25 protein-coding genes are annotated in these 25,747 nt (G+C 63.2%); 22 read left to right on the forward strand and 3 right to left on the reverse strand.

The features are described 5' to 3' along the window. Window positions 1-12 precede the first annotated feature (12 nt). The 18 genes from MBENS4_RS17535 to MBENS4_RS17620 are packed head-to-tail and all read left to right on the forward strand — an operon-like array spanning window position 13 to window position 17,501. A complete protein-coding gene (locus MBENS4_RS17535; RefSeq protein ID WP_052322494.1) occupies window positions 13-762 on the forward strand; it encodes an NADH-quinone oxidoreductase subunit C in 750 nt (249 codons plus the stop codon). Beyond that, complete coding sequence (locus tag MBENS4_RS17540; protein ID WP_039393235.1) at window positions 759-1,970, forward strand: NADH-quinone oxidoreductase subunit D; 1,212 nt, start codon at window positions 759-761, stop codon at window positions 1,968-1,970. The genes MBENS4_RS17535 and MBENS4_RS17540 overlap by 4 nt, the downstream gene beginning before the upstream one ends. Next, the gene (locus MBENS4_RS17545; protein ID WP_039393237.1) at window positions 1,967-2,317 is read left to right on the forward strand and encodes a nuclear transport factor 2 family protein; all 351 of its coding nucleotides are present in this window, start codon (window positions 1,967-1,969) and stop codon (window positions 2,315-2,317) included. Before MBENS4_RS17540 ends, MBENS4_RS17545 begins: the two co-directional genes overlap by 4 nt. Beyond that, entirely contained in the window at window positions 2,314-2,514 is a 201-nt protein-coding gene (locus MBENS4_RS17550) for a hypothetical protein (RefSeq protein ID WP_039393239.1), read from the forward strand. Before MBENS4_RS17545 ends, MBENS4_RS17550 begins: the two co-directional genes overlap by 4 nt. Then, the gene (gene nuoE, locus MBENS4_RS17555) at window positions 2,507-3,175 is read left to right on the forward strand and encodes an NADH-quinone oxidoreductase subunit NuoE (RefSeq protein WP_039393241.1); all 669 of its coding nucleotides are present in this window, start codon (window positions 2,507-2,509) and stop codon (window positions 3,173-3,175) included. Before MBENS4_RS17550 ends, nuoE begins: the two co-directional genes overlap by 8 nt. Window positions 3,176-3,178: 3 nt before the next feature. Further along, the gene (gene nuoF / locus MBENS4_RS17560) at window positions 3,179-4,480 is read left to right on the forward strand and encodes an NADH-quinone oxidoreductase subunit NuoF (RefSeq protein ID WP_039393244.1); all 1,302 of its coding nucleotides are present in this window, start codon (window positions 3,179-3,181) and stop codon (window positions 4,478-4,480) included. Continuing rightward, window positions 4,480-6,498, forward strand: coding sequence for an NADH-quinone oxidoreductase subunit NuoG (gene nuoG / locus MBENS4_RS17565; protein ID WP_039393246.1), 2,019 nt, complete (start codon window positions 4,480-4,482; stop codon window positions 6,496-6,498). Before nuoF ends, nuoG begins: the two co-directional genes overlap by 1 nt. Beyond that, window positions 6,495-7,538, forward strand: a complete 1,044-nt coding sequence (gene nuoH / locus MBENS4_RS17570) for an NADH-quinone oxidoreductase subunit NuoH (protein WP_039393247.1) — start codon at window positions 6,495-6,497, stop codon at window positions 7,536-7,538. Before nuoG ends, nuoH begins: the two co-directional genes overlap by 4 nt. Beyond that, window positions 7,538-8,023, forward strand: coding sequence for an NADH-quinone oxidoreductase subunit NuoI (nuoI, locus tag MBENS4_RS17575; RefSeq protein ID WP_039393248.1), 486 nt, complete (start codon window positions 7,538-7,540; stop codon window positions 8,021-8,023). Before nuoH ends, nuoI begins: the two co-directional genes overlap by 1 nt. A gap of 15 nt (window positions 8,024-8,038) precedes the next feature. Further along, a complete protein-coding gene (locus tag MBENS4_RS17580; protein ID WP_039393250.1) occupies window positions 8,039-8,656 on the forward strand; it encodes an NADH-quinone oxidoreductase subunit J in 618 nt (205 codons plus the stop codon). Further along, window positions 8,653-8,958 (forward strand): NADH-quinone oxidoreductase subunit NuoK, encoded by a 306-nt coding sequence (gene nuoK / locus MBENS4_RS17585; RefSeq protein WP_039393252.1) that lies wholly within the window; start codon window positions 8,653-8,655, stop codon window positions 8,956-8,958. Before MBENS4_RS17580 ends, nuoK begins: the two co-directional genes overlap by 4 nt. Before the next feature lie 4 nt (window positions 8,959-8,962). Continuing rightward, the gene (nuoL, locus tag MBENS4_RS17590) at window positions 8,963-10,990 is read left to right on the forward strand and encodes an NADH-quinone oxidoreductase subunit L (protein WP_039393254.1); all 2,028 of its coding nucleotides are present in this window, start codon (window positions 8,963-8,965) and stop codon (window positions 10,988-10,990) included. Window positions 10,991-10,994: 4 nt separating this feature from the next. Beyond that, entirely contained in the window at window positions 10,995-12,530 is a 1,536-nt protein-coding gene (locus tag MBENS4_RS17595; RefSeq protein WP_039395335.1) for an NADH-quinone oxidoreductase subunit M, read from the forward strand. Then, window positions 12,530-13,993 (forward strand): NADH-quinone oxidoreductase subunit NuoN, encoded by a 1,464-nt coding sequence (gene nuoN / locus MBENS4_RS17600; RefSeq protein ID WP_039393256.1) that lies wholly within the window; start codon window positions 12,530-12,532, stop codon window positions 13,991-13,993. The genes MBENS4_RS17595 and nuoN overlap by 1 nt, the downstream gene beginning before the upstream one ends. 12 nt (window positions 13,994-14,005) lie before the next feature. Further along, a complete protein-coding gene (locus MBENS4_RS17605; protein WP_039393258.1) occupies window positions 14,006-14,728 on the forward strand; it encodes a biotin--[acetyl-CoA-carboxylase] ligase in 723 nt (240 codons plus the stop codon). A 17-nt stretch (window positions 14,729-14,745) separates the two neighbouring features. Then, window positions 14,746-15,525 carry a type III pantothenate kinase gene (locus MBENS4_RS17610; protein ID WP_039393260.1) on the forward strand — a complete coding sequence of 260 codons (780 nt, stop codon included), beginning with the start codon at window positions 14,746-14,748 and terminating at the stop codon, window positions 15,523-15,525. Next, window positions 15,522-17,150 carry a ribonuclease J gene (locus tag MBENS4_RS17615; protein ID WP_039393262.1) on the forward strand — a complete coding sequence of 543 codons (1,629 nt, stop codon included), beginning with the start codon at window positions 15,522-15,524 and terminating at the stop codon, window positions 17,148-17,150. The genes MBENS4_RS17610 and MBENS4_RS17615 overlap by 4 nt, the downstream gene beginning before the upstream one ends. A gap of 60 nt (window positions 17,151-17,210) precedes the next feature. After that, window positions 17,211-17,501, forward strand: a complete 291-nt coding sequence (locus MBENS4_RS17620) for a DUF1467 family protein (RefSeq protein ID WP_039395337.1) — start codon at window positions 17,211-17,213, stop codon at window positions 17,499-17,501. Between the two features lie 46 nt (window positions 17,502-17,547). On the opposite strand, the gene MBENS4_RS26835 is transcribed toward MBENS4_RS17620, so the two are convergent. Both MBENS4_RS26835 and MBENS4_RS17625 read right to left on the reverse strand, forming a co-directional pair. After that, window positions 17,548-17,697 (reverse strand): hypothetical protein, encoded by a 150-nt coding sequence (locus tag MBENS4_RS26835; RefSeq protein WP_242404995.1) that lies wholly within the window; start codon window positions 17,695-17,697, stop codon window positions 17,548-17,550. Continuing rightward, the gene (locus MBENS4_RS17625; RefSeq protein ID WP_242404996.1) at window positions 17,694-20,309 is read right to left on the reverse strand and encodes an ATPase; all 2,616 of its coding nucleotides are present in this window, start codon (window positions 20,307-20,309) and stop codon (window positions 17,694-17,696) included. The genes MBENS4_RS26835 and MBENS4_RS17625 overlap by 4 nt, the downstream gene beginning before the upstream one ends. Before the next feature lie 69 nt (window positions 20,310-20,378). Here MBENS4_RS17625 and MBENS4_RS17630 point away from each other — a divergent pair, with 69 nt between their 5' ends. The 4 genes from MBENS4_RS17630 to MBENS4_RS27640 are packed head-to-tail and all read left to right on the forward strand — an operon-like array spanning window position 20,379 to window position 24,473. Further along, window positions 20,379-20,681, forward strand: a complete 303-nt coding sequence (locus tag MBENS4_RS17630; RefSeq protein ID WP_039393264.1) for a hypothetical protein — start codon at window positions 20,379-20,381, stop codon at window positions 20,679-20,681. A 57-nt stretch (window positions 20,682-20,738) separates the two neighbouring features. Continuing rightward, a complete protein-coding gene (locus MBENS4_RS17635) occupies window positions 20,739-21,950 on the forward strand; it encodes a hypothetical protein (protein ID WP_242404997.1) in 1,212 nt (403 codons plus the stop codon). Window positions 21,951-21,985: 35 nt separating this feature from the next. Further along, the gene (locus tag MBENS4_RS17640; protein ID WP_039393266.1) at window positions 21,986-22,957 is read left to right on the forward strand and encodes a hypothetical protein; all 972 of its coding nucleotides are present in this window, start codon (window positions 21,986-21,988) and stop codon (window positions 22,955-22,957) included. Continuing rightward, window positions 22,947-24,473 carry a sensor histidine kinase gene (locus tag MBENS4_RS27640; protein WP_445321522.1) on the forward strand — a complete coding sequence of 509 codons (1,527 nt, stop codon included), beginning with the start codon at window positions 22,947-22,949 and terminating at the stop codon, window positions 24,471-24,473. Before MBENS4_RS17640 ends, MBENS4_RS27640 begins: the two co-directional genes overlap by 11 nt. Here MBENS4_RS27640 and MBENS4_RS17650 read toward each other — a convergent pair. Further along, window positions 24,460-25,743, reverse strand: coding sequence for a citrate synthase (locus MBENS4_RS17650; RefSeq protein ID WP_039393269.1), 1,284 nt, complete (start codon window positions 25,741-25,743; stop codon window positions 24,460-24,462). The two genes, MBENS4_RS27640 and MBENS4_RS17650, sit on opposite strands and share 14 nt — an antisense overlap. Window positions 25,744-25,747: the final 4 nt, after the last annotated feature.

The raw sequence follows: 25,747 nt of genomic DNA on the forward strand, positions 1-25,747 counted from the left end.
AGGAAGCCGACCATGACCGTTCTTCACTCCGCTCCCAAGTACGCTTCCAACGACGGTGTCGTGGAAACGCTGAGCGCCGCCCTGGGTTCGATGCTGATCTCCGCCACGGAGCAGCACGGCGAAGTCGTCCTGACTGTCGCGCGCCCGGAAATCGCCAATGCCCTCAAGCTGCTGCGTGACGAGCACGAATACCAGCAGATGATGGAGATGGCGGGTGTCGACTACCCCTCGCGCGTCGAGCGCTTCGAGGTGGTCTACATGCTGCTTTCGGTGACCAGGAACCACCGTCTGCTCGTCAAGTGCACGGCCTCGGAAAGCACGCCCGTGCCGACCGTGACCACGCTGTGGCCCAACGCGGGTTGGCTCGAGCGTGAGGTCTTCGACATGTACGGCGTGATCTTCGCCGGCAACAAGGACCTGCGCCGCATCCTCACCGACTACGGCTTCGAGGGGCACCCGTTCCGCAAGGACTTCCCGCTCACGGGCTATGTCGAGCTGCGCTACTCCGAAGAGGACAAGCGCGTGGTCTACGAGCCCGTCAAGCTGGCCCAGGACTTCCGCTCGTTTGACTACATGAGCCCCTGGGAAGGTTCCGACTACATCCTCCCCGGTGACGAGAAGGCCGACGCGCCGCCCGTCGCCGAGAAGAAGACCACCGACAGCCCCAAGGACACCGGTGCCGACAAGGACACCGACGCCAAGGCTGCCGAGAAGGAAGCTCCGCCGGCGCCCGCCAAGGACGAAAAGGGAGACAAGGCATGAGCATGCAGCTTGAGCAGTCGCCCACGACCGGCGACGAGGTCATCAGCAACTACACGATCAACTTCGGTCCCCAGCACCCGGCGGCCCACGGCGTTCTGCGCATGGTCATGGAGCTGGACGGCGAGATCATCGAACGTGTCGATCCGCACGTCGGTCTTCTCCACCGCGGCACCGAGAAGCTGATCGAGAACAAGACCTATCTCCAGGCACTGCCGTACTTCGACCGGCTCGACTACTGCTCGCCGCTGGGGATGGAGTATAGCTACGTTCTCGCGATCGAGAAGATGCTCAATATCGAGGTGCCGCTGCGGGCTCAGTACCTGCGCGTGTTCTTCGCCGAGCTGACCCGTATCTCGAACCACATGATGAACATCGGTAGCCACATCATGGACGTCGGCGCGATGACGCCGAACCTGTGGCTGTTCGAGATCCGTGAGGACTGCCTCAACTTCTTCGAACGCGCTTCGGGCGCCCGCATGCACTCGGCCTGGTTCCGTCCGGGCGGCGTGCACCAGGACGTACCGCTCAAGCTCCTCGCCGACATCGGTGACTGGCTCGACACGCGTCTGCCCGAGCTGTTCGAGGACGCGATGAGCCTCGTTGTCGACAACCGCATCTTCAAGCAGCGCAATGTCGATATCGCCAAGGTCTCGCGCGAGGACGCGCTGGCCTGGGGCTTCTCGGGTCCGATGATCCGCGGTGCCGGTATCCCCTGGGATATCCGCAAGAGCCAGCCCTACGACGTCTACGACCGCATGGAATTCGATGTTCCGGTCGCCACGGAATCGGACTGCTATGGCCGTTTCATGGTCCGCGTCGAGGAAGTGCGCCAGTCGGCGAAGATCATGAAGCAGTGCCTCGCGCAGATGCCCGAAGGCCCGATCATGACGACCGACCGCAAGGTCGGTCCGCCCAAGCGCGCCGAAATGAAGACCTCGATGGAATCGCTGATCCATCACTTCAAGCTCTACACCGAGGGCTTCCACGTCCCCGAAGGCGAAGTCTACGTCGCGACGGAAAGCCCCAAGGGTGAATTCGGCGTGTACCTGGTCTCGGACGGCTCCAATAAGCCGTACCGCTGCAAGATCCGCCCGACGGCGTTCAGCCACCTCCAGGCCATGGACTTCCTGTGCAAGGGCCACATGCTGCCCGACGCCACGGCCATCCTGGGCGCTCTCGACATCGTGTTCGGGGAGTGTGACCGGTGAGCAAGCTCGAAACAGCCAAGGCAATGATCGCGGCCTACAACGCCAAGGACGCCGATCTCTACGTCTCCTACATGACCGACGAGGCCTGCGAGGCAGGTTACCGCGGTGCGGTCGTGCGCGAGGGCAAGGAAGGTACACGTACCGGCCTTGCCGCAGCCTTCGTCAAGTGGCCCGAGAACCACGCCGAGATCGTCTCGATCGAGGAAACCGAGAACTTCGTCGTCTTCCGTGAGCACGTCACGCGTGGTCCGGCAAGCGACGGTTCCGAACTCGTCGAGCCGTTCGACGTCCTCGCCGTCTACAGCTTCGAAGGCGACAAGTGCAGCCGGGTGGAGTTCATTCGATGAACCTCTCCTCGGTTGAGATGCTGCGCGTCTGGGCAGGGCTTACGGGCCTCTGCCTCGTCGCGTTTTATTTCGGCGTGATGTCGGTGGGCGGGGTTCCCTCGCAGACCGTCGCCATGCTGGCGACCGCCATCGGTGGTTTTGAAATTTTCTTTTTCGGCCAGGAACAGTGGCTGAAGCGCAGGGGTAAGCATGGCTGACCGCTATATCGAACCGGATACGCCGGAACTGCGGGCGCGCTGGGGCAATTTTGCCTGGACGCCCGAAAACGCCGAAAAGGCGAAGGACGTACTCTCGCGGTACCCGGAAGGGCGTCAGCGCTCGGCCGTGATGCCGCTGCTCGACCTCGCCCAGCGCCAGGTCGGCGCCGAAGAGAACACGCAGGGCTGGCTGCCCATCCCCGTGATGGAATACGTGGCCGCCTACCTCGACATGCCGATCATTCGCGTTGTCGAGGTTGCCACCTTCTACACGATGTACAACATCGCGCCGATCGGTCGGTTCCACGTCCAGGTCTGCGGCACGACGCCCTGCATGCTGCGCGGCTCGGATGACCTCATCTCCGCCTGCAAGAAGCGCGGTATGAAGGCCGGGCATATCTCGGAAGACGGCCTCTGGTCGTTCACCGAGGTCGAATGCATGGGCAACTGCGCCTCGGCTCCGATGGTCCAGATCAACGACGACAACTACGAGGATCTCACCGCAGAGCGCCTCGACAAGGTGCTCGACGCACTGGCTGCGGGCGAGACGCCCAAGGCTGGTACGCAGGAACCCGGTCGTCACACGGTCGAGCCGGTCGGTGGTCCGACCACGCTCAAGGACATGGTCACCGAAAATCACGATTACCGGGGGGAGTGGTAAGTCATGGCACTCGCCGACAAGGATCGCATTTTCACCAACCTCTACGGGTTCCAGCCTTGGAACCTGAAGGAAGCCATGGCGCGCGGCGCCTGGGACGGCACCAAGGATATTCTTGGCCGTGGCAAGGAAGCCATCATTGAGGAAATGAAGGCCTCGGGCCTTCGCGGACGCGGCGGCGCAGGCTTCCCGACCGGCCTCAAGTGGTCGTTCATGCCCAAGGAGCCGCCCAAGGACGCAGCCGGCAATCCCAAGCCCAGCTTCCTCGTCATCAACGCGGACGAATCCGAGCCCGGCTCGTGCAAGGACCGCGAGATCATGCGCCACGACCCGCACCTTCTTTTCGAAGGCGCGCTTGTGGCCGGTTTCGCAATGGGTGCGCGCGCGGCCTACATCTACATTCGCGGCGAATACATCCGCGAAGCCGAAGTCCTCTTCGCCGCGCGTGAAGAAGCCTACGCGGCGGGCCTGCTCGGCAAGAACGCCTGCGGTTCGGGCTACGACTTCGACGTCTTCGTCCACCGCGGTGCGGGCGCGTACATCTGCGGTGAGGAAACCGCGATGATCGAGAGCCTGGAAGGCAAGAAGGGGCAGCCCCGTCTCAAGCCGCCGTTCCCGGCCGGTGCCGGCCTCTATGGCTGCCCGACCACTGTGAACAACGTGGAATCGATCGCGGTTGCGCCCTCCATCATGCGGCGCGGCGCGGCCTGGTTCTCGAGCTTCGGCAACGAGAACAACCGCGGCACCAAGCTGTTCCAGATCTCGGGACACGTCGACAAGCCCTGCGTCGTGGAAGAGGAGATGTCGATCTCCTTCCGCGAGCTGATCGAAAAGCACTGCGGTGGCATTCGCGGCGGTTGGGACAACCTCCTTGCCGTGATCCCAGGTGGTTCGTCGGTTCCGCTGGTGCCCGCCAAGGACATCATCGACTGCCCGATGGACTACGACGGCCTCAAGGCCGTGGGCTCCGGCCTCGGTACCGCGGCGATCATCGTCATGGACAAGTCCACCGACATCGTGCGCGCCATCAGCCGCATCTCGTACTTCTACAAGCACGAGAGCTGCGGCCAGTGCACGCCGTGCCGCGAAGGCACGGGCTGGATGTGGCGCGTCATGGAGCGCCTGCGCACCGGCGATGCGTCGGTTGAAGAAATCGACATGCTGTTCCAGGTGACCAAGCAGGTCGAAGGCCACACCATCTGCGCCCTGGGTGACGCCGCTGCATGGCCGATCCAGGGTCTGATCCGTCATTTCCGCCCCGAGCTGGAACGCCGGATTGCCGAAAACATGCCGGAGGCTGCTGAGTAATGCCCAAGGTCAAAGTAGACGGCGTAGAAATCGAGGTACCGCAGGGCGCAACCGTCCTGCAGGCCTGCGAACTCGCCGGCAAGGAAATCCCGCGCTTCTGCTACCACGAGCGCCTGAGCATCGCCGGCAACTGCCGCATGTGCCTGGTCGAGGTGAAGCCCGGACCGCCCAAGCCGCAGGCGTCCTGCGCGCTGCCCGCCAACGAAGGCCAGGAGATCCGCACGGACTCCGAGATGGTCAAGAAGGCGCGCGAAGGCGTGATGGAGTTCCTCCTCATCAACCACCCGCTCGACTGCCCGATCTGTGACCAGGGCGGTGAGTGCGACCTTCAGGACCAGTCGGTGGCCTATGGCCGTGGCGGTTCGCGCTACGACGAAAGCAAGCGCGCCGTCACGACCAAGAACATGGGGCCGCTCATCAAGACCACGATGACGCGCTGCATCCACTGCACCCGCTGCGTGCGCTTCTCCGAGGAGATCGCCGGCGTGGACGAGATCGGCGCGATCTATCGCGGCGAGAACATGCAGATCACGACCTACCTCGAGAAGGCGGCCACGCACGAGATGTCGGCCAACGTGATCGACCTGTGCCCGGTCGGCGCGCTGACTTCGCGTCCCTACGCGTTCGAGGCCCGTCCCTGGGAGCTCAAGAAGACGATCGGCATCGACGTCTCCGACGCTGTGGGTTCGAACATCCGTATCGACAGCCGTGGCCGCGAAGTGCTTCGCGTACTTCCGCGCGTCAACGATGACGTCAACGAGGAATGGATCTCGGACAAGGCGCGCTACCAGGTCGACGGCCTGACCAAGCGCCGCCTCGACAAGCCGTTCCTGCGCAAGGACGGCAAGCTGGTCGCGGTGAGCTGGCAGGAAGCCTTCTCGGCGATCGCAACGCTCAATCCGGGCAACTCGATTGCGGCCGTCGCGGGTGACATGCTCGACTGCGAGACGATGTTTGCGGCCAAGAAGTTGCTTGGTGCGCTTGGCTCGTCGCTCCTGGAAGGTCGTCAGACCGGTATGGACTACGACTGTTCGAGCCTGGCCGCGGTGAACTTCAACACCGGCTTCAACGACATCGAGACGGCTGACGCGATCCTGATCGTTGGCAGCCAGGTCCGTACCGAGGCTCCGCTCGTCAACGTCCGTCTGCGTAAGGCGGTCAAGCGCGGCGCCAAGGTCTTCCTGATCGGTCCCGAGTGGGAAACCACGTTCGGTGGCGAGTTCCTCGGCGAAGACCTCTCGGTTCTCAACCAGCTTCCCCAGCACGCGTGGGATGCCCTTTCCGCTGCCAAGCGTCCGGCGATGATCGTCGGCGGGGCAGGGTTGGGGCGTGGTGGCCTCGAAGCATCGCTTTCGATCGCCAGCCAGCTCAAGCTCGTGCGTGAACTGGAAGACGGCTCGACCTGGAACGGCTTCAACGTCCTGCACCTCTCGGCGGCCCGCATGGGCGGCCTGATGCTGGGCTACGCACAGAAGGGCGGCATTGCCGATCTCGTCGCGGCCGCTCCCAAGGTGCTGCTGGCGCTGGGGTCGGACGAAGTGGACTTCACGAAGTTCGCGAACTCCATGGTCGTCTACATCGGCCACCACGGGGACAAGGGCGCGCACGCGGCCGACGTCATCCTGCCGGCTGCGGCCTACACCGAGAAGAACGGCACGTACGTCAACACGGAAGGCCGCGTTCAGCTTTCGGACAAGGCGGTCTTTGCTCCGGGCGATGCCCGCGAGGACTGGACGATCCTGCGGGCCATGGCCGATGCCTTCGGTGTCTCGGTCGGCTTCGACAGCTTCGAGGAACTGCGTGCTGCAATGGCCGCTGAGGTTCCTGCACTTGGCAGCGAAGGTCTGGCCGACTACGGCCAGGACCTGCCTGCCGGAGGCGGCTCCGCTTCCGGTGTGATCGCTTATCCGATCAAGGACTTCTATCTGACCAACCCCATCGCGCGCGCGAGCGCGGTGATGCAGCAGTGTTCGGCTGAACTGCTTCACGGGGAAGAGATCGCGGAGGCCGCGGAATGACCGCTTTCTTCCAATCGCTTGGAATGACCTATGACTGGGCGTGGTTTGTCGCGACCATCTGCGGCATTCTGCTCATTGCCTTGCCGCTCATGCTGGCCGTTGCGATGATCATCTACGTCGACCGCAAGATCTGGGCTGCCATGGCGCTTCGCCGTGGCCCCAACGTGGTCGGCCCGTTCGGCCTCCTCCAGTCGTTCGCCGACGGTCTGAAGGTTTTCCTCCAGGAAACCATCGTTCCTTCGGCCGCGAACAAGGGCATCTTCCTCATCGCTCCGGTGGTGACCTTCACCATCGCGCTGATGGCTTGGGCGGTGATCCCCTTCAACTCGGGCGCCATGCTCGCCGACATCAACGTCGGTCTGCTCTACATCCTCGCGATCAGCTCGCTGGGGGTTTACGGCACGATCATGGCGGGCTGGGCTTCGAATTCGAAGTATCCCTTCTTCTCGGCGATGCGCGCATCGGCCCAGATGATCTCGTACGAAGTATCCATTGGCTTCATCATCATCTGCGTCGTCCTGTGGTCGGGTACGTTCAACATGAACGACATCGTCAAGGCGCAGCAGGGGCATGTCTTCGGCATCTTCAACGGCTTCGTGTTCAACCCGTTGCTGTTCCCGATGTGGGTGATGTTCCTCATCTCCTCGCTGGCGGAAACCCAGCGCGCGCCGTTCGACCTTACCGAGGCGGAATCGGAACTCGTGGCCGGTTACCAGACCGAGTATTCGTCGATGGCGTTCGCCGCCTACTGGCTGGGTGAATACGCGAACGTTCTTCTGATGTGCGCGCTCAACACCACGCTGTTCTTCGGTGGCTGGCTGCCGCCGCTGGACTGGGCGCCGCTGTACCTTGTCCCGGGCTTCATCTGGTTCCTGCTCAAGGTCTTCTTCTTCTTCTTCGTCTTCTCCTGGGTGAAGGCGACCGTCCCGCGCTACCGCTACGACCAGCTGATGCGTCTTGGCTGGAAGGTCTTCCTGCCGGTTTCGCTCCTCTTCGTGGTCCTGGTCTCGGGCTACCTGATGCTGACGAGGTATTCCTGATGAGCGTCGCTCAACTCGTAAAGTCCTTCACGCTCTATGAGTTCGTGAAGGCCCACACCCTGACGCTGAAGTACTTCTTCAAGCCGAAGGCGACGATCAACTACCCCTTCGAGAAGAACCCGCTTTCGCCCCGCTTCCGTGGTGAGCATGCCCTTCGCCGTTATCCCAACGGCGAGGAGCGCTGCATCGCGTGCAAGCTGTGCGAGGCAATCTGTCCGGCACAGGCGATCACGATCGAAGCCGCGCCGCGTGACGACGGTTCACGCCGTACCACGCGCTACGACATCGACATGACGAAGTGCATCTACTGCGGCTTCTGCCAAGAAGCGTGTCCGGTGGATGCGATCGTCGAGGGGCCGAACTTCGAATACGCGACCGAAACGCGCGAGGAACTGCTCTATGACAAGGCTAAGCTTTTGGCGAACGGCGATAAGTGGGAGCGGGCAATCGCCGCGAACCTTGAAGCCGATGCGCCGTATCGCTAGGGGGCTCGCGGGGTCATGATTCACGTTATTGCCTTCTATCTCTTCGCGGTGATGACCGTTGCCTCGGGCGCGATCACCATCCTTTCGCGCAACCCGGTGCATTCGGTCCTCTGGCTGATCCTGGCGTTCTTCAACGCGGCCGGCCTGATGGTCCTGGTCGGTGCCGAATTCATCGCGATGCTGCTTGTCATCGTTTACGTGGGCGCGGTCGCCGTCCTGTTCCTGTTCGTCGTCATGATGCTCGACATCGACTTCGCCGAACTGCGTGCAGGCTTCGTTCGCTACTTCCCGCTGGGTGCGCTCGTGGCGCTCGTCCTTCTGGCTGAAATCGTCCTCGGGATTGGCGCCTACCGCGCCGGTTGGCTCGAGCTCGGCACGCCGGACGGTACCGCAGCCGTCGCCGAGGGTGTCTCGAACACCACCGCGATCGGTGCGCTCCTCTACAGCCGCTACCTGTTCCTCTTCGAGGCAGCCGGTATCATCCTGCTTGTCGCCATGATCGGCGCCATCGTCCTGACCCATCGTCAGCGCGGCGAGGCTCTCGTTCAGAACATCTCCAAGCAGAACGCGCGTCGTCCCGACGAGGCGACCGTCAACGTGAAGCCCGAAGTGGGCAAGGGGGTTACGCTGTGATCGGCGTCGAACACTATGTCGTGGTGAGCTCGATCCTGTTCGTGCTCGGTGTCCTCGGCATTTTCCTCAACCGCAAGAACGTGATCATCGTCCTCATGGCGATCGAACTCATCCTGCTTGCGGTGAACATCAATCTCGTTGCGTTCAGCGCCTTCCTGGGTGACCTGACCGGCCAGATTTTCGCCATGTTCGTTCTGACCGTTGCCGCGGGTGAAGCCGCGGTGGGTCTGGCGATCCTCGTTATCTACTTCCGTGGCCGCGGCACCATCGCCGTCGACGACGTCAACCGGATGAAGGGATAAGGCCTTGCACCCGATCCTGATCATCGTATTCCTGCCGCTTCTGGCAGCGATCATCACTGGCCTTGGGAACAAGGATCTCGGTGGAATGCCGGCCAAGGTCATTACGACCGTGGGTCTGTTCATCTCCGCCGCCCTGTCCTGGTCGGTCTTCATCCCCTACCTCACCGGCTCGGCCGAGCCGACGGTGGTCCCGGTCCTGCACTGGGTCGCTTCGGGTAGCTTCGTCTTTGACTGGGCGCTGCGCGTCGACACGCTGACCGCGGTCATGCTGGTCGTCGTGACGTCGGTCTCCTCGCTCGTGCACCTCTACTCGTGGGGGTACATGGACGACGAGCCGGACAAGCCGCGCTTCTTCGCCTACCTCTCGCTCTTCACCTTCATGATGCTCATGCTGGTGACGGCCGACAACCTGGTGCAGATGTTCTTCGGTTGGGAAGGCGTGGGCCTCGCCTCGTACCTTCTCATCGGCTTCTACCTGCGCAAGCCTTCGGCAGGGGCCGCCGCTATCAAGGCCTTCGTTGTCAACCGTGTTGGTGACCTTGGCTTCATGCTCGGCATCTTTGCGACCTACATCGTCTTCGGCACCGTCTCGATCCCCGAGATCCTTGATGCGGTTCCGGGCATGGCGGGCTCGACCATCGGCTTCCTCGGCATGCGTGCCGACACGATGACGGTGATCACGCTGCTGCTGTTCGTGGGCGCGATGGGCAAGTCGGCACAGCTGGGCCTCCACACCTGGCTCCCGGACGCGATGGAAGGCCCGACCCCGGTCTCGGCCCTCATCCACGCGGCGACCATGGTCACCGCCGGTGTCTTCATGTGCTGCCGTCTCTCGCCCATGTTCGAAGCCAGCGCGACGACGATGACGGTGATCACCTTCATCGGTGCGGCCACCTGCTTCTTCGCGGCTACCGTTGGCTGCACGCAGTGGGACATCAAGCGCGTGATCGCGTACTCGACCTGTTCGCAGCTCGGCTACATGTTCTTCGCCATCGGTGTCGGCGCGTTCGGCTCGGCGATGTTCCACCTCTTCACGCACGCCTTCTTCAAGGCCCTGCTGTTCCTCTGCGCCGGCTCGGTCATCCACGCGATGCACCACGAGCAGGACATGCGGTTCTACGGGGACCTTCGCAAGAAGATCCCGGTAACCTTCTGGGCCATGACGATGGGTACGCTGGCCATCACGGGCGTGGGTCTCTTCGGTGTCGGCTTTGCCGGGTACTACTCGAAGGACTCGATCATCGAAGCCGCTTTCGCAAGCGGCACCTCGATGGGCCTCTTCGCCTACTGGATGGGTATCGCCGCCGCGCTCATGACGAGCTTCTACTCGTGGCGCCTGGTGTTCCTCACCTTCTTCGGCAAGCCCCGTTGGGCCGGTTCGGAGCACATCCAGCACGCTGTCCATGATGCGCACGGCCACGGACATGACGACCATGGTCACGGCGATCACGGTCACGCACTCGAAGGCACCGGTGGTTACCACCCGCACGAGAGCCCGCTGGTCATGCTGCTGCCGCTGATCATCCTCTCGATTGGTGCCGTGGTCGCCGGCTTCGCGTTCCAGCACTGGTTCGTCAGTGAAGGCACGGGTGAGTTCTGGAAGGGCGGTCTCGTCTTCCACGAACACCTGATCCACGCGATGCACGGTGTCTCGGGTATCTATAAGTACATGCCCTTTATCGTGATGCTGATCGGCCTGGTCATTGCCTGGTACGGTTACATCAAGAACACGTCGTTCCCCGCCAAGGTCGTGGAGCAGATCGGTCCGGTCTACACCTTCGTCTACCGCAAGTGGATGTTCGACGAACTTTACAATCTCGTGTTCATCAAGGGCGCCTTCGCTTTCGGCAAGCTGTTCTGGAAGGTGCTCGATATCGGGATTATCGACCGGTTCGGTCCGGACGGCGCGGCCTGGGTCGTGTCCAAGGGTTCGACCTACGCGCAGAAGGTCCAGTCGGGCTACCTGTACAGCTACGCTCTTGTCATGCTGCTGGGCCTTGTTGGCGCCATCAGCTGGGTGATCGCGGGATAAGATGATGAGTGGTTTTCCGATCCTCAGTCTGATGCTCCTGGTGCCGCTCGCGGCGGCACTGGTGTGTCTTTACCTTGATGCCAAGTCAGCGCGTGTCCTCGCGCTGGCGGCAACCCTGGCCAATCTGGCTCTTGGTGTTGTCCTTTGGCTTAACTTCGATGTGGGCGGTGCCCAGTGGCAGTTCCAGGAGAGTCACGAGCTCTTCGCGGGCTTCAAGTATGCCCTGGGTATCGATGGCATTGCTCTCCTCCTGATCATGCTTTCCGTTTTCCTCATGCCGGTCTGCATCGGCGCGAGCTGGAAGTCGGTCGAAAAACGTGTGGGCGAGTACATGGCCGCCTTCCTGCTGGTCGAGATGCTCATGATCGGCGTGTTTGCCGCTCAGGATCTCTTCCTGTTCTACATCTTCTTCGAAGCTGGCCTGATCCCGATGTACCTGATCATCGGCATCTGGGGCGGTGCGGACCGTATCTACGCGTCCTACAAGTTCTTCCTCTACACGCTTCTCGGCTCGGTGCTGATGCTGATCGCGATGCTGTGGATGGTGAACGTGTCGGGCACGACCGACATCCCGACCCTGATGGCCTACGATTTCGATCCGCAGGCGCAGACCTGGCTGTGGCTGGCCTTCTTCGCGAGCTTTGCCGTGAAGATGCCGATGTGGCCGGTGCACACCTGGCTTCCCGCAGCGCACGTTCAGGCGCCGACGGCAGGCTCGGTCATCCTGGCCGGTGTCCTTCTGAAGATGGGTGGTTACGGTTTCATCCGCTTCTCGCTTCCGATGTTCCCTGAAGCGTCGGCGCAGTTTGCGCCGCTGATCTGGGGCCTCTCGATGACCGCGGTTGTCGTCACCTCGCTCATCGCGCTGGTGCAGGACGACATGAAGAAGCTGATCGCCTACTCGTCGGTTGCGCATATGGCGATCGTCACCGTCGGTCTCTTCGCGTTCAACGCGCAGGGTCTTGAAGGTTCGATGCTGGTCATGCTGAGCCACGGCCTCGTGTCGGGTGCGCTGTTCCTGTGCGTGGGCATCATCTACGATCGTCTCCACACCCGTGAGATCGCCCGCTACGGCGGTCTTGCCATCAACATGCCGCGTTACGCGCTGTTCTTCCTGCTGTTCACGATGGCTTCCATCGGTCTGCCGGGGACCAGCGGGTTCGTTGGCGAATTCCTGAGCCTTGCAGGCGCCTACCAGGTCTCGAGCTGGGTTGGCCTTATCTCCACCACCAGCATCATCCTGGGCGCGGCCTACATGCTCTACCTTTACCGCCGGGTGGTCTTTGGCCCCCAGAAGAACGCCGATGCCGCCGCCATGCCGGACCTGGACGCGCGTGAGATCCTGATGGTTGTCGCGCTTGGTATCCCGGTCCTGTGGATGGGCATCTACCCTGAGAGCTTCATGGCTCCGATGCGCGCCGATATTGCTGCGCTGGAAGCCCGGATCGCCCGTGCGGCGCCGGAGGGTGATGCCAAGCCGACGGCAGGCAATCCTAAGCCTGCGCACGAAGAAGTCTCTGCGCATGGGGGGGCACACTGATGGACTGGTCGCAGTCGCTGCGCCTGATCGCGCCTGAAGAAACAATCACCGTCGCAGGCCTGGTTCTGCTCCTTGTCGCCGCCTGGGGCGGGGACAAGGCGAGCCGCCTCATCTCGATCGTGTCGGTCGCCACGCTTGTCGCGGCCATGGCTCTTGTCGCTCCTGCCCTTTGCGGCGGGGCGATGGGGCCGGAAACCTCGGCCTTCTTCGGTCAGTTCCGCGCGGACGCCTTTGCCAGCTACGCCAAGATCCTGATCTATGGTTCGGCCGCGGTGACGCTGGTTCTCGCGCCGAGCTACTTCGAACGCTACGATTCGATGCGTGCCGAATTCCCGCTTCTCGTGCTTTTCGCGAGTGTGGGCATGGGCATGATGGTCTCGGCCGCTGATCTGCTGACGCTCTACATCGGCCTCGAGATGATGTCGCTCTCCTCTTATGTCCTGGCTGCCATCCTGCGCAGCGACGGACGTTCGGCGGAAGCGGGCCTGAAGTACTTCGTGCTGGGCGCTCTGGCCTCGGGCATCCTGCTCTTCGGCATGAGCCTGACTTACGGTTTCGCAGGGACCACCTCGTTCGCCGGGATTAATTCCAGTGTTTCGGATGGTCTCTCGAACGGCGCGCTGTTCGGCATCGTCTTCATGCTGGCCGGTCTCGCCTTCAAGATCAGTGCAGTGCCGTTCCACATGTGGACGCCGGACGTCTACGAAGGTGCGCCCACGCCGGTGACGACCTTCTTCGCGACGGCGCCCAAGGTGGCGGGGCTTGGCCTCATCATGCGCGTTCTTCTGGATGCTTTTGGCGAGCAGGCGGCGGCCTGGCAGCAGATCATCCTGTTCGTCGCGCTGGCCTCGATCGTCGTGGGTGCCCTTGGCGCTATCGGCCAGAGCAACATCAAGCGCCTGATGGCGTACTCGTCGATCAACAACGTGGGCTTCATCCTCGTGGGTCTTGCCACGGCGACCCAGGCTGGTGCCTCGGGCATGCTGATCTACGTGACCATCTACGTTGCGATGTCGATTGCCGGTTTTACCGCAATCCTCATGCTCAAGGACGAGAACGGCAACTACGTCGAGGACATCCCCAAGCTGGCCGGTCTTTCGCGCACGCGTCCGGGCCTTGCCCTGGCGCTGGCGACCGTGATGTTCAGCCTTGCCGGTATCCCGCCGCTGTTCGGCTTCTGGGGCAAGTTCGTGGTCTTCCAGGCTGCGGTTCAGGCTGACATGCTCGCGCTGGCCTTTATCGGTATCGCAGCTTCGGTGATCGGTGCCTTCTATTACCTCAAGGTCGTCAAGGTCATGTACTTCGACGAGCCCGCCGACGTGGTGAAGGGTGAGAGCGACATCTGGCACAAGCTCATCCTCGTGGTGGCCTGTGCATTCATCTCGCCGCTGGGTTACCTGCTGACCTCGTGGCTGGGTGAGACCGCCAACACGGCAACGACCGCTCTTTTCGCTGCTCTCTGATCTGGATCTGTCTTGATCCGGTATATTGAGGAAACCGGTTCGACCAACTTCGACTTGGTCGACCGGTTGAAGCGGGGTGATTACCTTCCCGAAGGCGACTGGCTGGTTGCAGACCGCCAGTCGCAGGGAAGGGGGCGCCTGGGCCGTGACTGGTTCGATGGCTCAGGCAATTTCATGGGTTCGACGGTGGTCCATTGGGGCCCCGGCCAGCCCGCTCCATCAACATTGGCGTTTGTCGTTGCGTTAGCCGTTCACGAGGCCGTGGGCGGCTTTCTGCCTTCCCGCGATGACCTTGTCATCAAGTGGCCTAATGACCTCCTGCTCAATGGCGCGAAGCTGGCGGGAGTTCTCCTGGAAATGATCCAGGGACGTGTCGTTGTCGGTGTGGGGGTCAACCTGTGTTCGGCCCCGGATTTGCCCGACCGGCCCGCAACGAGCTTGTGTGCCTACGGTGTGAAGGTTGATCGGGACACTTTTGCCGAGCGCCTTCACGAGGTTTTCACCCTGGAGCTGGAGCGCTGGCGCGGGGCAGGGCTTGCTCCGGTGCTGCGGCGCTGGCAGACTGTGGCCCATCCAGAGGGGACGGTCCTTCGCGTTCATCCTCCCGGGGAAGAGCCTGTTTCGGGGCGTTTTGCCGGGCTGTCGCCGGAAGGGAGCCTGCGGTTGCGTTGCGCGGATGAGACTGTTCGCGAGATCCATGCCGGCGATGTGTTTCTACCCGATAGTCCGGGTTGAGTTAGAGGTTGCCTTTCATGCTGCTTGCGATTGATGCCGGGAACACGAATGTCGTGTTTGCGCTGTTCGAGGGTCCCGAGGTGCGTGCGCGCTGGCGGATTGCTTCGGATGCGCGCCGGACGGGCGATGAATACGCCGTGTGGCTGATGCAGTTGCTCGACATCCACAAGGTGGACCGCGGCGCCATCGACAGCATCATCATCTCGACCGTGGTGCCGCGCGCGTTGCACAATCTCGAAGTGCTGTGCCGCCACTATTTCGATGTTGAACCCCTCGTGGCGGGGGTCGGCAAGGCCACCTACGACATCGAGATCGACGTGGATGAGCCCCGCACTCTGGGTGCCGACCGCGCCGTCAATGCCATCGGGGCGCATGCCAAGTACGAAGGAGATCTCATCGTCGTCGATTTCGGGACGGCGACAACCTTCGATGCGGTCGATTTCAATGGTGCCTACAAGGGCGGTATCATCGCGCCTGGCATCAACCTGTCCCTTGACGCGCTTGTGGGCAATACCGCCAAGCTGCCGCGCATCGGCATTGCTGTTCCCAGTTCGACGTCGGTCATCGGTCGCAATACGGAAGATCAGATGCTGATTGGTGTGTTCTGGGGTTATGTTGCGATGATGGAAGGCCTGATTGCGCGTATGCAGCGCCAGATCGGCCGTCCGGCGAAGGTGATCGCGACCGGAGGTCTCGCGGTGCTGTTCGACAAGGCAACCGACATTTTTGACGCCGTCGAAGCGAATCTGACGCTCGAGGGGCTGGCCATTCTTGCAGAGAGAGCATCGACCAAGTGATACCGGGTAAGGAACTGATCTTTTGTGCTCTTGGCGGCTCGGGGGAGATTGGCATGAACGTCAATCTTTACGGGTGCCAGGGCAAGTGGCTGATGGTCGATCTGGGCATGACCTTTGGCATGAACGAATATCCCGGTGTCGATCTGGTCTTTGCGGATCTGGAGTTCATCGAGTCCGAGCGGGAGAACCTGCTGGGCATCGTGCTTACCCACGCGCACGAAGATCACATTGGCGCAGTTCCCTATTTCGCACAGGACCTTGGTGTTCCCATCTACGCCACTCCGTTCACGGCCAAACTGGTCGCGGCGAAGCTGGAAGAGGCCGGGATCGCAGGCGAGGTCGAACTGATCGTGGTCCAAGACGAGGAACCCTTCGACCTGGGGCCGTTCGGCATCCGCTATGTGCCGCTCGCCCATTCGATTGCCGAAGGCAACGCGCTCGTCATCGACACGCCCTATGGCCGCATCTTCCACACGGGCGACTGGAAGCTGGACGAAGCTCCTCAGGTCGGAGTGCCTGCGACCGAGGAAGAACTGCGCGCGATTGGTGACGAGGGCGTGCTTGCCCTCGTTTGCGACTCCACCAACGTGTTCAATCCCAAGGCTTCCGGTTCCGAAGGCGCTGTTTACGAGGGCCTTCTCCAGGAAATCTCGCGCCATGAAGGGCGACGGGTCCTGGTCACGACGTTCGCTTCCAATGTGGCGCGCCTCCAGACCTTGGGCGCGATTGCCGTCAAGACAGGGCGCCAGCTCTGCGTCGCAGGGCGCTCGCTCGACCGGATCATCGGGGTTGCCAAGTCCTGTGGTTATCTGCCTGATTTTCCTGAGGTTATCGATGCGGATGAAGCCATGGATCTGCCGCGCGACGATGTGCTGATCGTGGCGACCGGCGGGCAGGGCGAGGCGCGCGCTGCGCTGGCTCGCATTGCCGATGGCAACCACGCGATCAAGCTGGACAAGGGCGACGTGGTCCTCTTCTCAAGCCGCCAGATCCCGGGCAACGAGATCCCCATCGGACGCATCCAGAACCGTCTGGCGGAGGCCGGCGTCAAGGTCGTCACCGATCGCCAGAGCATGATCCACGTGTCGGGACATCCAGGCCGTCCGGAGCTCGAAGCCTTGTACAGCTGGATCCGTCCCGAGGTCCTCATGCCGGTGCACGGCGAAGTGCGCCACATGAAGGAGCAGGCCGCCTTTGGCCGTTCGTGTGGAATTCCCAAGGCGGTGTTTCAGAAGAACGGAGACCTCGTCCGACTGGCTCCCGGGCATCCGGGCAAGTTCGGTGAGGTGCATTCCGGACGCTTGATCCTGGATGGCGACATCATTGCGCCGGCCGATGGCGAAGCGATGGTGATGCGGCGGCGCATTTCCTACCAGGGGGTGGTCTCGGTGGCAGCGACACTGGATGGTAAGGTCAAGGTCAGTGCCGTTGGCTTGCCGCTCGATGAGGACTACGCCGATTTCGTGGCCGAGGCGGAGGAAGACGTCGCCAAGGCCCTGCAGCGTACGCGCAAGGCCTCACCTGAGGACCGCCATGAGGCGGTGCGCCTTGCGACCCGCCGCGCTGCGACGCGCTGGTCGGGCAAGAAGCCCCAGGTGCAGGTGCTGATCCTGGGGAACGACTGAACACCTCCGGCCGACCCGCCGTCATAGGGCGGGCGGCCGGGAGAGGAGATGATGACGCCGATGCAATGGACGTCCCTGATCGCGATTTTTGGGCTATTCTGGGTTTTGAGTGCCTTCATTGTCCTGCCGATCGGCTTGCGCACGCCCGATGAGGTCGAAGGCCATGAGGTCCAGACAGGCCATGCCGATTCCGCGCCGGTGAATTTCCGTCCCGGCAAGGTGGCCTTGCGGGCCACGATCCTTGCTGCGGTCCTCAGCGTCCTGTTCACTCTGAACTGGTCCTATGGGTGGGTCACGCGCGAGGATCTCAACTTCTACGGCGAGATGCCGAGCGAAGACCTGGGCTACTGAGGTCTCTGCAAGCCGCGGCCCGATTACGGCCGCGGCTTTACTTGTCTCAATTGCGTAGGCGTTCGATGGCCTGGGCGAGGGCCACGTAGAGCTTGCCCATGTCCGAGGAGAGCAAGGTCACCCCCATCGCATTGCCATCGCGAGTCGAGAGGACCTGGCGAAGGAGCGATTCGAAGTCGTGGATGTAGCGGCTCACGTGTTCGCGGAAGGCGTCATCGCTTTCGAAGGTCTGCTGGATAGCCTTGCTTCGCCTGAATCGATAAGGGTGACGGCGCGTCGGGTGAAGATCCCGCGATCACCGCGCAGATAGGAGGCCCAGGCCGTGTCGGAGACCTCGCTCGACATGGCAGCGGCGATGTCGATGGCGTTGGAGTTGAGAGACTCCGTGATGAGCGCAGCCCGGCGGGCAAAATCATTATTTACCTGCTCGCTTGCCCGTTCGCGGGCTTCGTCGAGCCGCGCTTCCAGGTTACCGACCAGTTCCGTGACCTTTTCCATCTGCTCGCGCAGCTGGGCCGTGGCCTCGCGGCTGACACCCGTTGCATGGGCAACGGCCTGCTCGAGCTGTCCCGAGATTTCGGCCGCTGTGGTCCGCATGGCCTTGTCGATGGCTTTGCCGCTTTCGTCCCCCAGCATCTGGGTCACGCTATCGATGCGAGCGGGCGCATTCGCTTCAATATCGGAGATCGCTTCGTCGAGGTTCTGGCGCAGATCGGCAATGGCTTGCGTCAGTTCGCCGCGCGCATGATCGGCGTTCTGAAGCAACGTGCCTTCGATCTCCGTCAGGCTGCGCTGCAGTTGCTCAAGGCGCTGGGCGTGATCGTTGGTGCCCTCGGAGATGGCGGCCTGCGCTTCGACAAGGTGTTGGTGCAGCCGGTCCAGTGACGTTCCGGATTGCAGGATCGTCTCGGAGAGTGCCTGACCGCTCGTCGACGAGTCCGCAAGCTTGCCACGGACCTCATCTATCATGCTGTTGATCCGGCCGAGTTGCTCTTCGGAATGGCTGAGTGCCTGGGGCAGTTCGTGCTGCGCCTGACCGGAGCTGGCGCGCAGCAGGTCGAGCAGGCGCAGACTGTCGTCCGTGAGCTTGGAAACATCGCCATCGGCCGCCGATAGCGCGGCGCGGCTCGCAGCCAGGTTCTCAGCCAAGCCGTGCAGCGACGTCGAAAGACGCCCTTCGGCATCGGCGCTTTGCGTTGCGATGGAGCGCAGCCGCGCGTCGAACTGTTCGAGCTGCGAGGTCACGCTGCGCGCGCGCTCGCTCAGCGCCTCGGCCTGGTGACGATGCCCTTCGAGCCGTTCGGCCACGGCGTTGTCGAGTTCGACCAGCATGTGCTCGATATGGGCCAGTGCATGGCGCTCCTGTTCGAGCTGGCGCTGGTGGCGTTCGCTCGCTTCGCTGGCGAACTGGCCGTCGCGGTCCTTCAGACGCGCAAAGGCGGCGTCGGCCTGCGCGCAGACTTCGGAGAAGCGATCAGAGAAGGTGGCGAGCACGGTCTGCTGGGCGGAGGAAATCCGGTCTTCGGTGCGAGCCGCGTCCGTTCCGAGGGCCTCGATGCGCTGGGAGAGCTGATCGAGCGTGGTTTCATGCGCCGCGACGAGCAGGTCGTGCGCGGTCTCATGCTCGGCCTTGAGTGTCTCGAAGCTGTCCTGAACGCTGCGGGTGGCCTGGCCTTGGGCATCCGTGATGCTGCGACCGACCACGCCGCATTCCTCGCGCAGCGCGGAAAGACGTGCGCGCAGCGAGGTGAGGGTGGCTGCCTCGCTCTCGTCCAGCTGTTCACGGGTCTGGTGGAGCTCGCTTTGCAGGGCGGCCGAGCGGGTACGGATCGCAGCGAGTGCGTCGGTTTCGTGGCGCTCAAGTTCGCTCCGGAATTCCTGGCCCTTTTCGGCCAGGGCTTCGAAGCGCTGGCGGGCAAGGACTTCCAGATCCTCGCACTGGCCGGCGAACTGGGCGAGCGCGGCATCGACCGCGGTGCGCACGGAGGCAATCTGGCGTTCGTTCGCCTGCCCGAATTCGTTCAGGCGATGGAAGCCGGCGATCATGTCCTCGATCTGGGAGCGGGCTGTCCGCCCCGCGTTACCGATGTTGCTGGTCACATCCTTGGCCGAGCTGGCGATCACGGGAAGCTGGCCGCGCAGCTTCTCCATGTTGTCCAAGGCCGTGGTGCTGACCGTGCCGATGGTTTCGAGGCGTTCGCCGTTCTCTTCGATGAGTTCCTGCAGCTTGCGGGCGTTGCCCGAGAGCCGCTCTGATGCCAAACGGCCCAGTGCTTCGAGATCACGCGACTGTGCCGCGACGAATTCGCGGGCAAGACTGAGTTCCCGATTGACGCTGAGAAGGCGGCGTTCGAGGCGCTCGCTTTCGAGCGAGAGAGTGCTCGCAATGTCCCCGAAGCGCTTGCCCTCACGCGTGGAATGGCGAAGGGCGAGCAGCCAGACGATGCCGATCAACAGCGGGGGAACACACCACTGGCTGATGAGGGCGGGAACTGCCGCGAGGGTGAAGTCCGCCTGGAAATAGGTCCAGTGGGCGGCGAGGAAGATGCCGCTCCACGCCAGGAGGCCGAGACCCGACAGGGCCGGGGCGATCCAGCTTCTAGAGCTTCGCGCGTCGCTGCTTTCGAGCGTCGCCGTGTCGTCGCCGATCCAGGCATCGTCCCAATCCGAAGCGGGGGCGGCGTCCTCCGCTTCGCTGGAGGGCGCAAGCGCATCGCGTAGCCGGGTGGGGTCGTCGGCCTTGGCCTGCGTGGCGCTATCCTCGGTGGAGGCACCGCCGAACGATATGATCCTGCTATCTCCAGACATCGCTCTACGATACCACGCCGGGGGTCTCAGGAAACCCCGGATTAAGACTTGGTTCGGTAATCTGGGGATATGGCGTATGAGACCGGAGCCTTGGAAGCAACGTTCGCAGCCGCGGCGGGAGGCGATCCCGAGCTGCTGGCACAGCTGCGCCAGTCCTATCGCGAAAGTGTTTCACGTCAGGTGGATCTCCTGGCGCGGTCCCGGTGCGATGGGAACTGGACGCTCGCGGCCACGCGTTTGCAGGGTCTCGCGGCAAGTTTCCATTCCGGCGATCTGCACGTTCTTGCGCTCGAGGCGCTGGATGCGGCTCCGGGCGAGCCGGCTGTTCTGCGGCGTCTTCGTGACTATTTGGAGCGTTTTCCCGATTCGTAAGGCCACCTGGCGCTTGGCACCCGGCGGCACGGGGCCTAGAAGGACGCCCTCGGTGGAGTGAGTGTTCTGCGCATAGCCTTGTTATCGATGACGGACCCAACCGGTGCCGGCCAGACCCCGCCGCGCGCCGGTCTGCGGGTGGCTGGAGCAAGTCTTGCCAGGCACCAGCTGGGTCTTGTCCTTGCCTTGAAGTGCCATCGCATCGTGTGCCTGGCCGCCGGCGGCTCGTCGGATGTTCAGGATCTGGAGCGCGCAGCCCAGGATGCGGGCGTGCAGTTCAGGATTGTTTCCGGCCCGCATGATGTCCCCGCCCAAGTGGGAGAAGCCGACGAACTGTTCGTCATTACCGACGGCTTGTTCGTTGATCCGGACGTGGCTCTCCCGCTCCTGGAAGACATTCGCAGCTGCGTCCTGGTGCAGCCCGTGGAAGGTGCCCGGACCGCTGGATACGAACGGATCGACCTCAATCGCTGCGCCGCGGGACTGATGCGATTGCCGGGAGGCGTGGTGGACAGACTGCGCGAGGTGCCCGAGGAAAGTGATACGATCTCGATCCTGACGCGCCTTGCCCTGCAAGCCGGTACGCCCATGCGCGATGTGCCGGCCGCTGTGTGCGGAGGCGCGAACTGGCGGCTTGTAACCTCCGAAGCCGACGCGATCGGCTTGGAGGAGGAGTGGCTGCACCGGCATTTCACGGCCGGTCGCGGACAGTCTCCGGGCAGGCTCCTGGCCCAGTATGGTGCCGTCGCGTTCGGAGCGACCCTTCTTCAGGTCGGCCGCGCGAGCAATGTCGTCAGTGCGGCGGCGCTGGTTCTTCTCGCTCTGGCGGGCCTGCTGGGATGGTTCGGCTTGCCGGGAGCTGGCTTTTTCGTGGCCGGTCTGACCTGGATCCTCATCGAGGGCGGGCGTAAGGTTCGGGCTGCCGAGCGCAGGCCGCTGGGCGAAGCTGTCCCGGCGATCGAGCGGGCGGACGCGATGGTATGGCTGGTCGATGTTGTTCTGGCCGGTCTCGTCCTGCTTGCGGCCGAGCGTTTGCCCGGTCAGGACATCCTGCACTGGCTCTATGTGCCGGCGTCGCTTTTTCTCGTCATCGCGCTGGCTCCAAGGATCCTGGAAGGATGGGCCGGGGCTCTCATCAGTGACCGCGCCGTGCTGGCCTTGCTTCTCGCTTTGGGCGCGACCTTCGGGCAGGTCCTCGGCGTCGTGCAGGTGCTCGCCCTGTCGATTCTCGTGGCCGAACTTGTCCTGGCGAAACGAGCGGGAGTATAACCTCGAATTAACCAAGGCCGGGTTAGGCACATGGCATGAACGACCAGGCAGCCTTCAGGGATGGGGCCCGTCAGCTGGAAAGCATGATGGGAGAGGAACTTGCGCGAGGCGATGCCTCGGCGCAAACGATGCTGCCCATTCTCAGACACCTCATAAGCGCCCAGGACAACTCGGTTTTCAGCGATGAGATCCTTGCGCGTGTTCGCGGCATGGTGGGCGATCTGGCGGGCCAGCTCATGGCTGCGCTCATGTCTTGCCGAAGCGATCCTGACTCGCTGGCAGATCAGGGGACGCAGACGGCCCTTCTGGGGCAGGCTCTCATCGACAATCCGCAACTGCTTACGCACCTGCACGGGCTCGCGCTTGAATGGCAGCTGACCGAGCGGCTCCAGGCACGCCATGCTCTCGACCCTGTCGTACCACCCTTGCTGCAGGCCCTGATTTCCTCGAACGACCCGGAAACCCAGGACACGGCCATGCGCTTCCTCGCCGCGCAGGCGCGGTGGGGGCAGGCGCAGCGTCGCATGCGCCTGCCGCTTGTCGAACTGCCGGGGGAACTTCTTCATGCCGTGCTGATGGCCCTGGTCCAGTTGGACGGCGCGAATCCGCGCTGGACAGCGGACTGTGAGCGCGCGGCTGCCGAAGTGCGTGCACGCTTCGATGAAGGGGCCTCCCGCATCGGGCTGGCCGCGCAGCTTATCCTGGCCCTTGGCGGGGGCGCACACGCGGCCCTGTCCGTCTGCAGCGCGGGACTGGCCCTTTTCCTGAGTGCGCTGGGTCTCGCATCGGGGCAGGAGCGCGATCACGTTATCTTCTCGACACATGAGGGGCAGATGGCCCGACTGGCCCTCTCGCTTCGGGCTGCCGGTCTGAAAACCGGGGCAATCGAGCAGGAGTTTCTGGCTTTGCATCCCGATGTCCTGCTTCCCGAAGGCTTTGGCAGTATTGGTGCGGACCGTGCGGCGGCCATTCTCAATTCGGTTGGGGGGCACGTCGATGCGTTCTGACGGCACCATTCTCGCGCGGGGGCAAAGCGATGCCCAGGACTGCCTGCTGAGCGCCGACGAGCCGCTGGCCGGTCTGCACCTTCGTTGCGGCGGACAGCTGCCGGGGCCCATCGCCGTTCCCGAATTGATGGAGCTGGTGCGCAAGGCCAGGCGCTATGGCTTTCGCCTGGCCCGCGCCGTGTCGGCGCATGATGGCGGCGAGATCGTCACGGCCTGGGTCGAAGCCGAGCCGCGCGATGGTGGGCAGGGCTGCGATATCCGCATTCGCAATTGGCGCAGCGCGCCCCAGCCTTCCGAGGATTCCACGGCGAGCGAGGCGCGGAGAGCCGCGACAGACCGTCATCTGGCCGAGCTGACGGCCCGCCTGGACGCCGGGCAGCGTATTCTTGCCGTGGAGACGGAAAGCGCGGAATTGCGCGAACTCGCCGCGGCCATGGAGAACGGCATCGGACGGCTCTGGACCGATTTCCTGCCCCCTGAAAATGTGACCCACCATCAACCACTTCACTGGCGGCTGCTCGATGGCAGCCGGGTGATCGTGCCCGCCTCTTCGCGCCCATTTCAGGTGCGCCTGCTTCCGGCGATGCAACCGGGTTTCGATCCGGCGGGCTTCGAACTCCTGCTGGTTTCGGATGTTCCGGCTCCCACGGCAGCGGCTTCGGTGGGAGGCGCGGCCCTGCCGAGCAATCGGCGTGGGCTGGTCGGGCAGGAACTGGCCCCGGTCTTGCGCCAGCCCATTGCCCGTATCATTGCCAATGCCGAGACCATTCGCACGCGCATGGCGGGTCCCTTGCCCGATGCGTACGCGGGCTATGCCAGTGAGATCTCGAGCGCGGGGCAGCTTCTGCTCGACCTGCTCGACGATCTTTCGGACCTCGAAGTCGTCGAATCCCGCGACTTCCAGACCGCGCCGGACCAGATCGACCTGGGCGAAGTCTCGCGCCAGGCGGCGGGCATCCTCAATGTACGAGCGCGGGAAAAGAGTATCGCCCTGATCGCGCCCGAACCCGGCGAGACACTGCCTGCCATCGCGGAATTCCGGCGGGTTCTGCAGGTGCTTTTGAACCTGATCGGCAATGCGATCCGTTATTCCCCGGAAGGCTCGCAGATCTGGATACGACTGGAAGGCGACGGGGCGAACGCCCAGGTCATCGTGGCCGACGAGGGGCCGGGTATCTCGCCCGAGCAGCAGGCGCGCGTGTTCGACAAGTTCGAGCGTCTGGGGCGCGTGGGCGATGGGGGGGTCGGGCCTTGGCTTGTTCATCTCACGCCGCCTCGCCCGGGCCATGGGTGGCGATCTCACGGTCGAGAGCGAACCGGGGCGCGGCGCGCGCTTCATTCTGACCGTGCCCGCAGATCCCGACGCGCGCTGACGGCGCTGCTGCACGAAGTTGGGCTGACCGGAGCCGCGCGCTCTTCCACAAAAAGTATGAAAGCAACGAAAAAGGCCCCCGCTTTCGCGGAGGCCTCTTCGTTCAGATGGTCAGATCCTGACCGCCTGCTCAACGCTGGCTGAGCGGCACGTAGTCGCGCTGCGTCGGGCCGGTGTAGAGCTGACGCGGACGGCCGATGCGCTGGCCGGGATCCGAGATCATTTCGTTCCACTGCGCAACCCAGCCCACGGTGCGGGCAAGGGCGAAGAGCACGGTGAACATGTCGGTCGGGAAGCCGATCGCCGAAAGTACGACGCCCGAGTAGAAGTCTACGTTGGGGAAGAGCTTCTTCTCGATGAAGTACGGGTCGTTGAGGGCGATTTCCTCGAGGCGCATGGCGGTCTCGAAGAGCGGGTCCTGAACGTTGAGCGCTTCGAAGACTTCGCGCACGGTCGACTGCATGACCGTCGCACGCGGGTCGTAGTTCTTGTAGACGCGGTGACCGAAGCCCATGAGACGGAACGGATCGTTCTTGTCCTTGGCGCGCTCGATGTAGTGCGGAATACGGTCGGGAGTGCCGATTTCGCGCAGCATGTTGAGGCACGCTTCGTTTGCGCCGCCGTGGGCCGGGCCCCAGAGGCAGGCGATGCCGGCCGCGATGCACGCGAACGGGTTGGCGCCCGACGAACCGGCGAGACGCACGGTCGAGGTCGAGGCGTTCTGCTCGTGGTCGGCGTGCAGGATAAAGATGCGGTCCATCGCCTTTTCAACGGCGGGGATCACTTCATATTCCTCGGCGGGAACGCCGAAGGTCATGCGCAGGAAGTTGCCCGTGTAGGACAGGTTGTTGTCCGGGTAGAGCATCGGCTGACCGACCGAGTACTTGTAGGCAGCGGCCGCAATCGTCGGCATCTTCGCGATCAGGCGATGGCTGGCGATCTTGCGCTGTTCGGGGTCGGTGATGTCGGTCGAGTCGTGGTAGAAAGCCGACAGGGCGCCGACGATACCGCACATGATGGCCATCGGGTGCGCGTCACGGCGGAAGCCCTGGTAGAAGTGACGCAGCTGCTCGTGGATCATCGTGTGACGGCTGATCGTGTACTCGAAGTTCGAGAGCTCGTCCTGGCTCGGCAGTTCGCCGTTCAGCAGCAGGTAGCTGACTTCCATGAACGAGGAGCTCTCGGCGAGCTGGCCGATCGGGTAGCCGCGGTGCAGCAGGACGCCCTCGCCACCGTCGATGTAGGTCAGCGCGGATTCGCAGCTTGCCGTCGACGTGAAGCCGGGGTCGAAGGTGAACTTACCGGTCTGGCCGTAGAGCTTGCGGATGTCGATGACTTCCGGGCCCACGCTGCCCTTGAGGACGGGGTATTCCAAATCCGCGCCGTCCGCGCTCAGTTTAACCTGATCACCCACCAGT

Source organism: Novosphingobium sp. MBES04 (assembly GCF_000813185.1).
GTDB lineage: Bacteria > Pseudomonadota > Alphaproteobacteria > Sphingomonadales > Sphingomonadaceae > Novosphingobium > Novosphingobium decolorationis.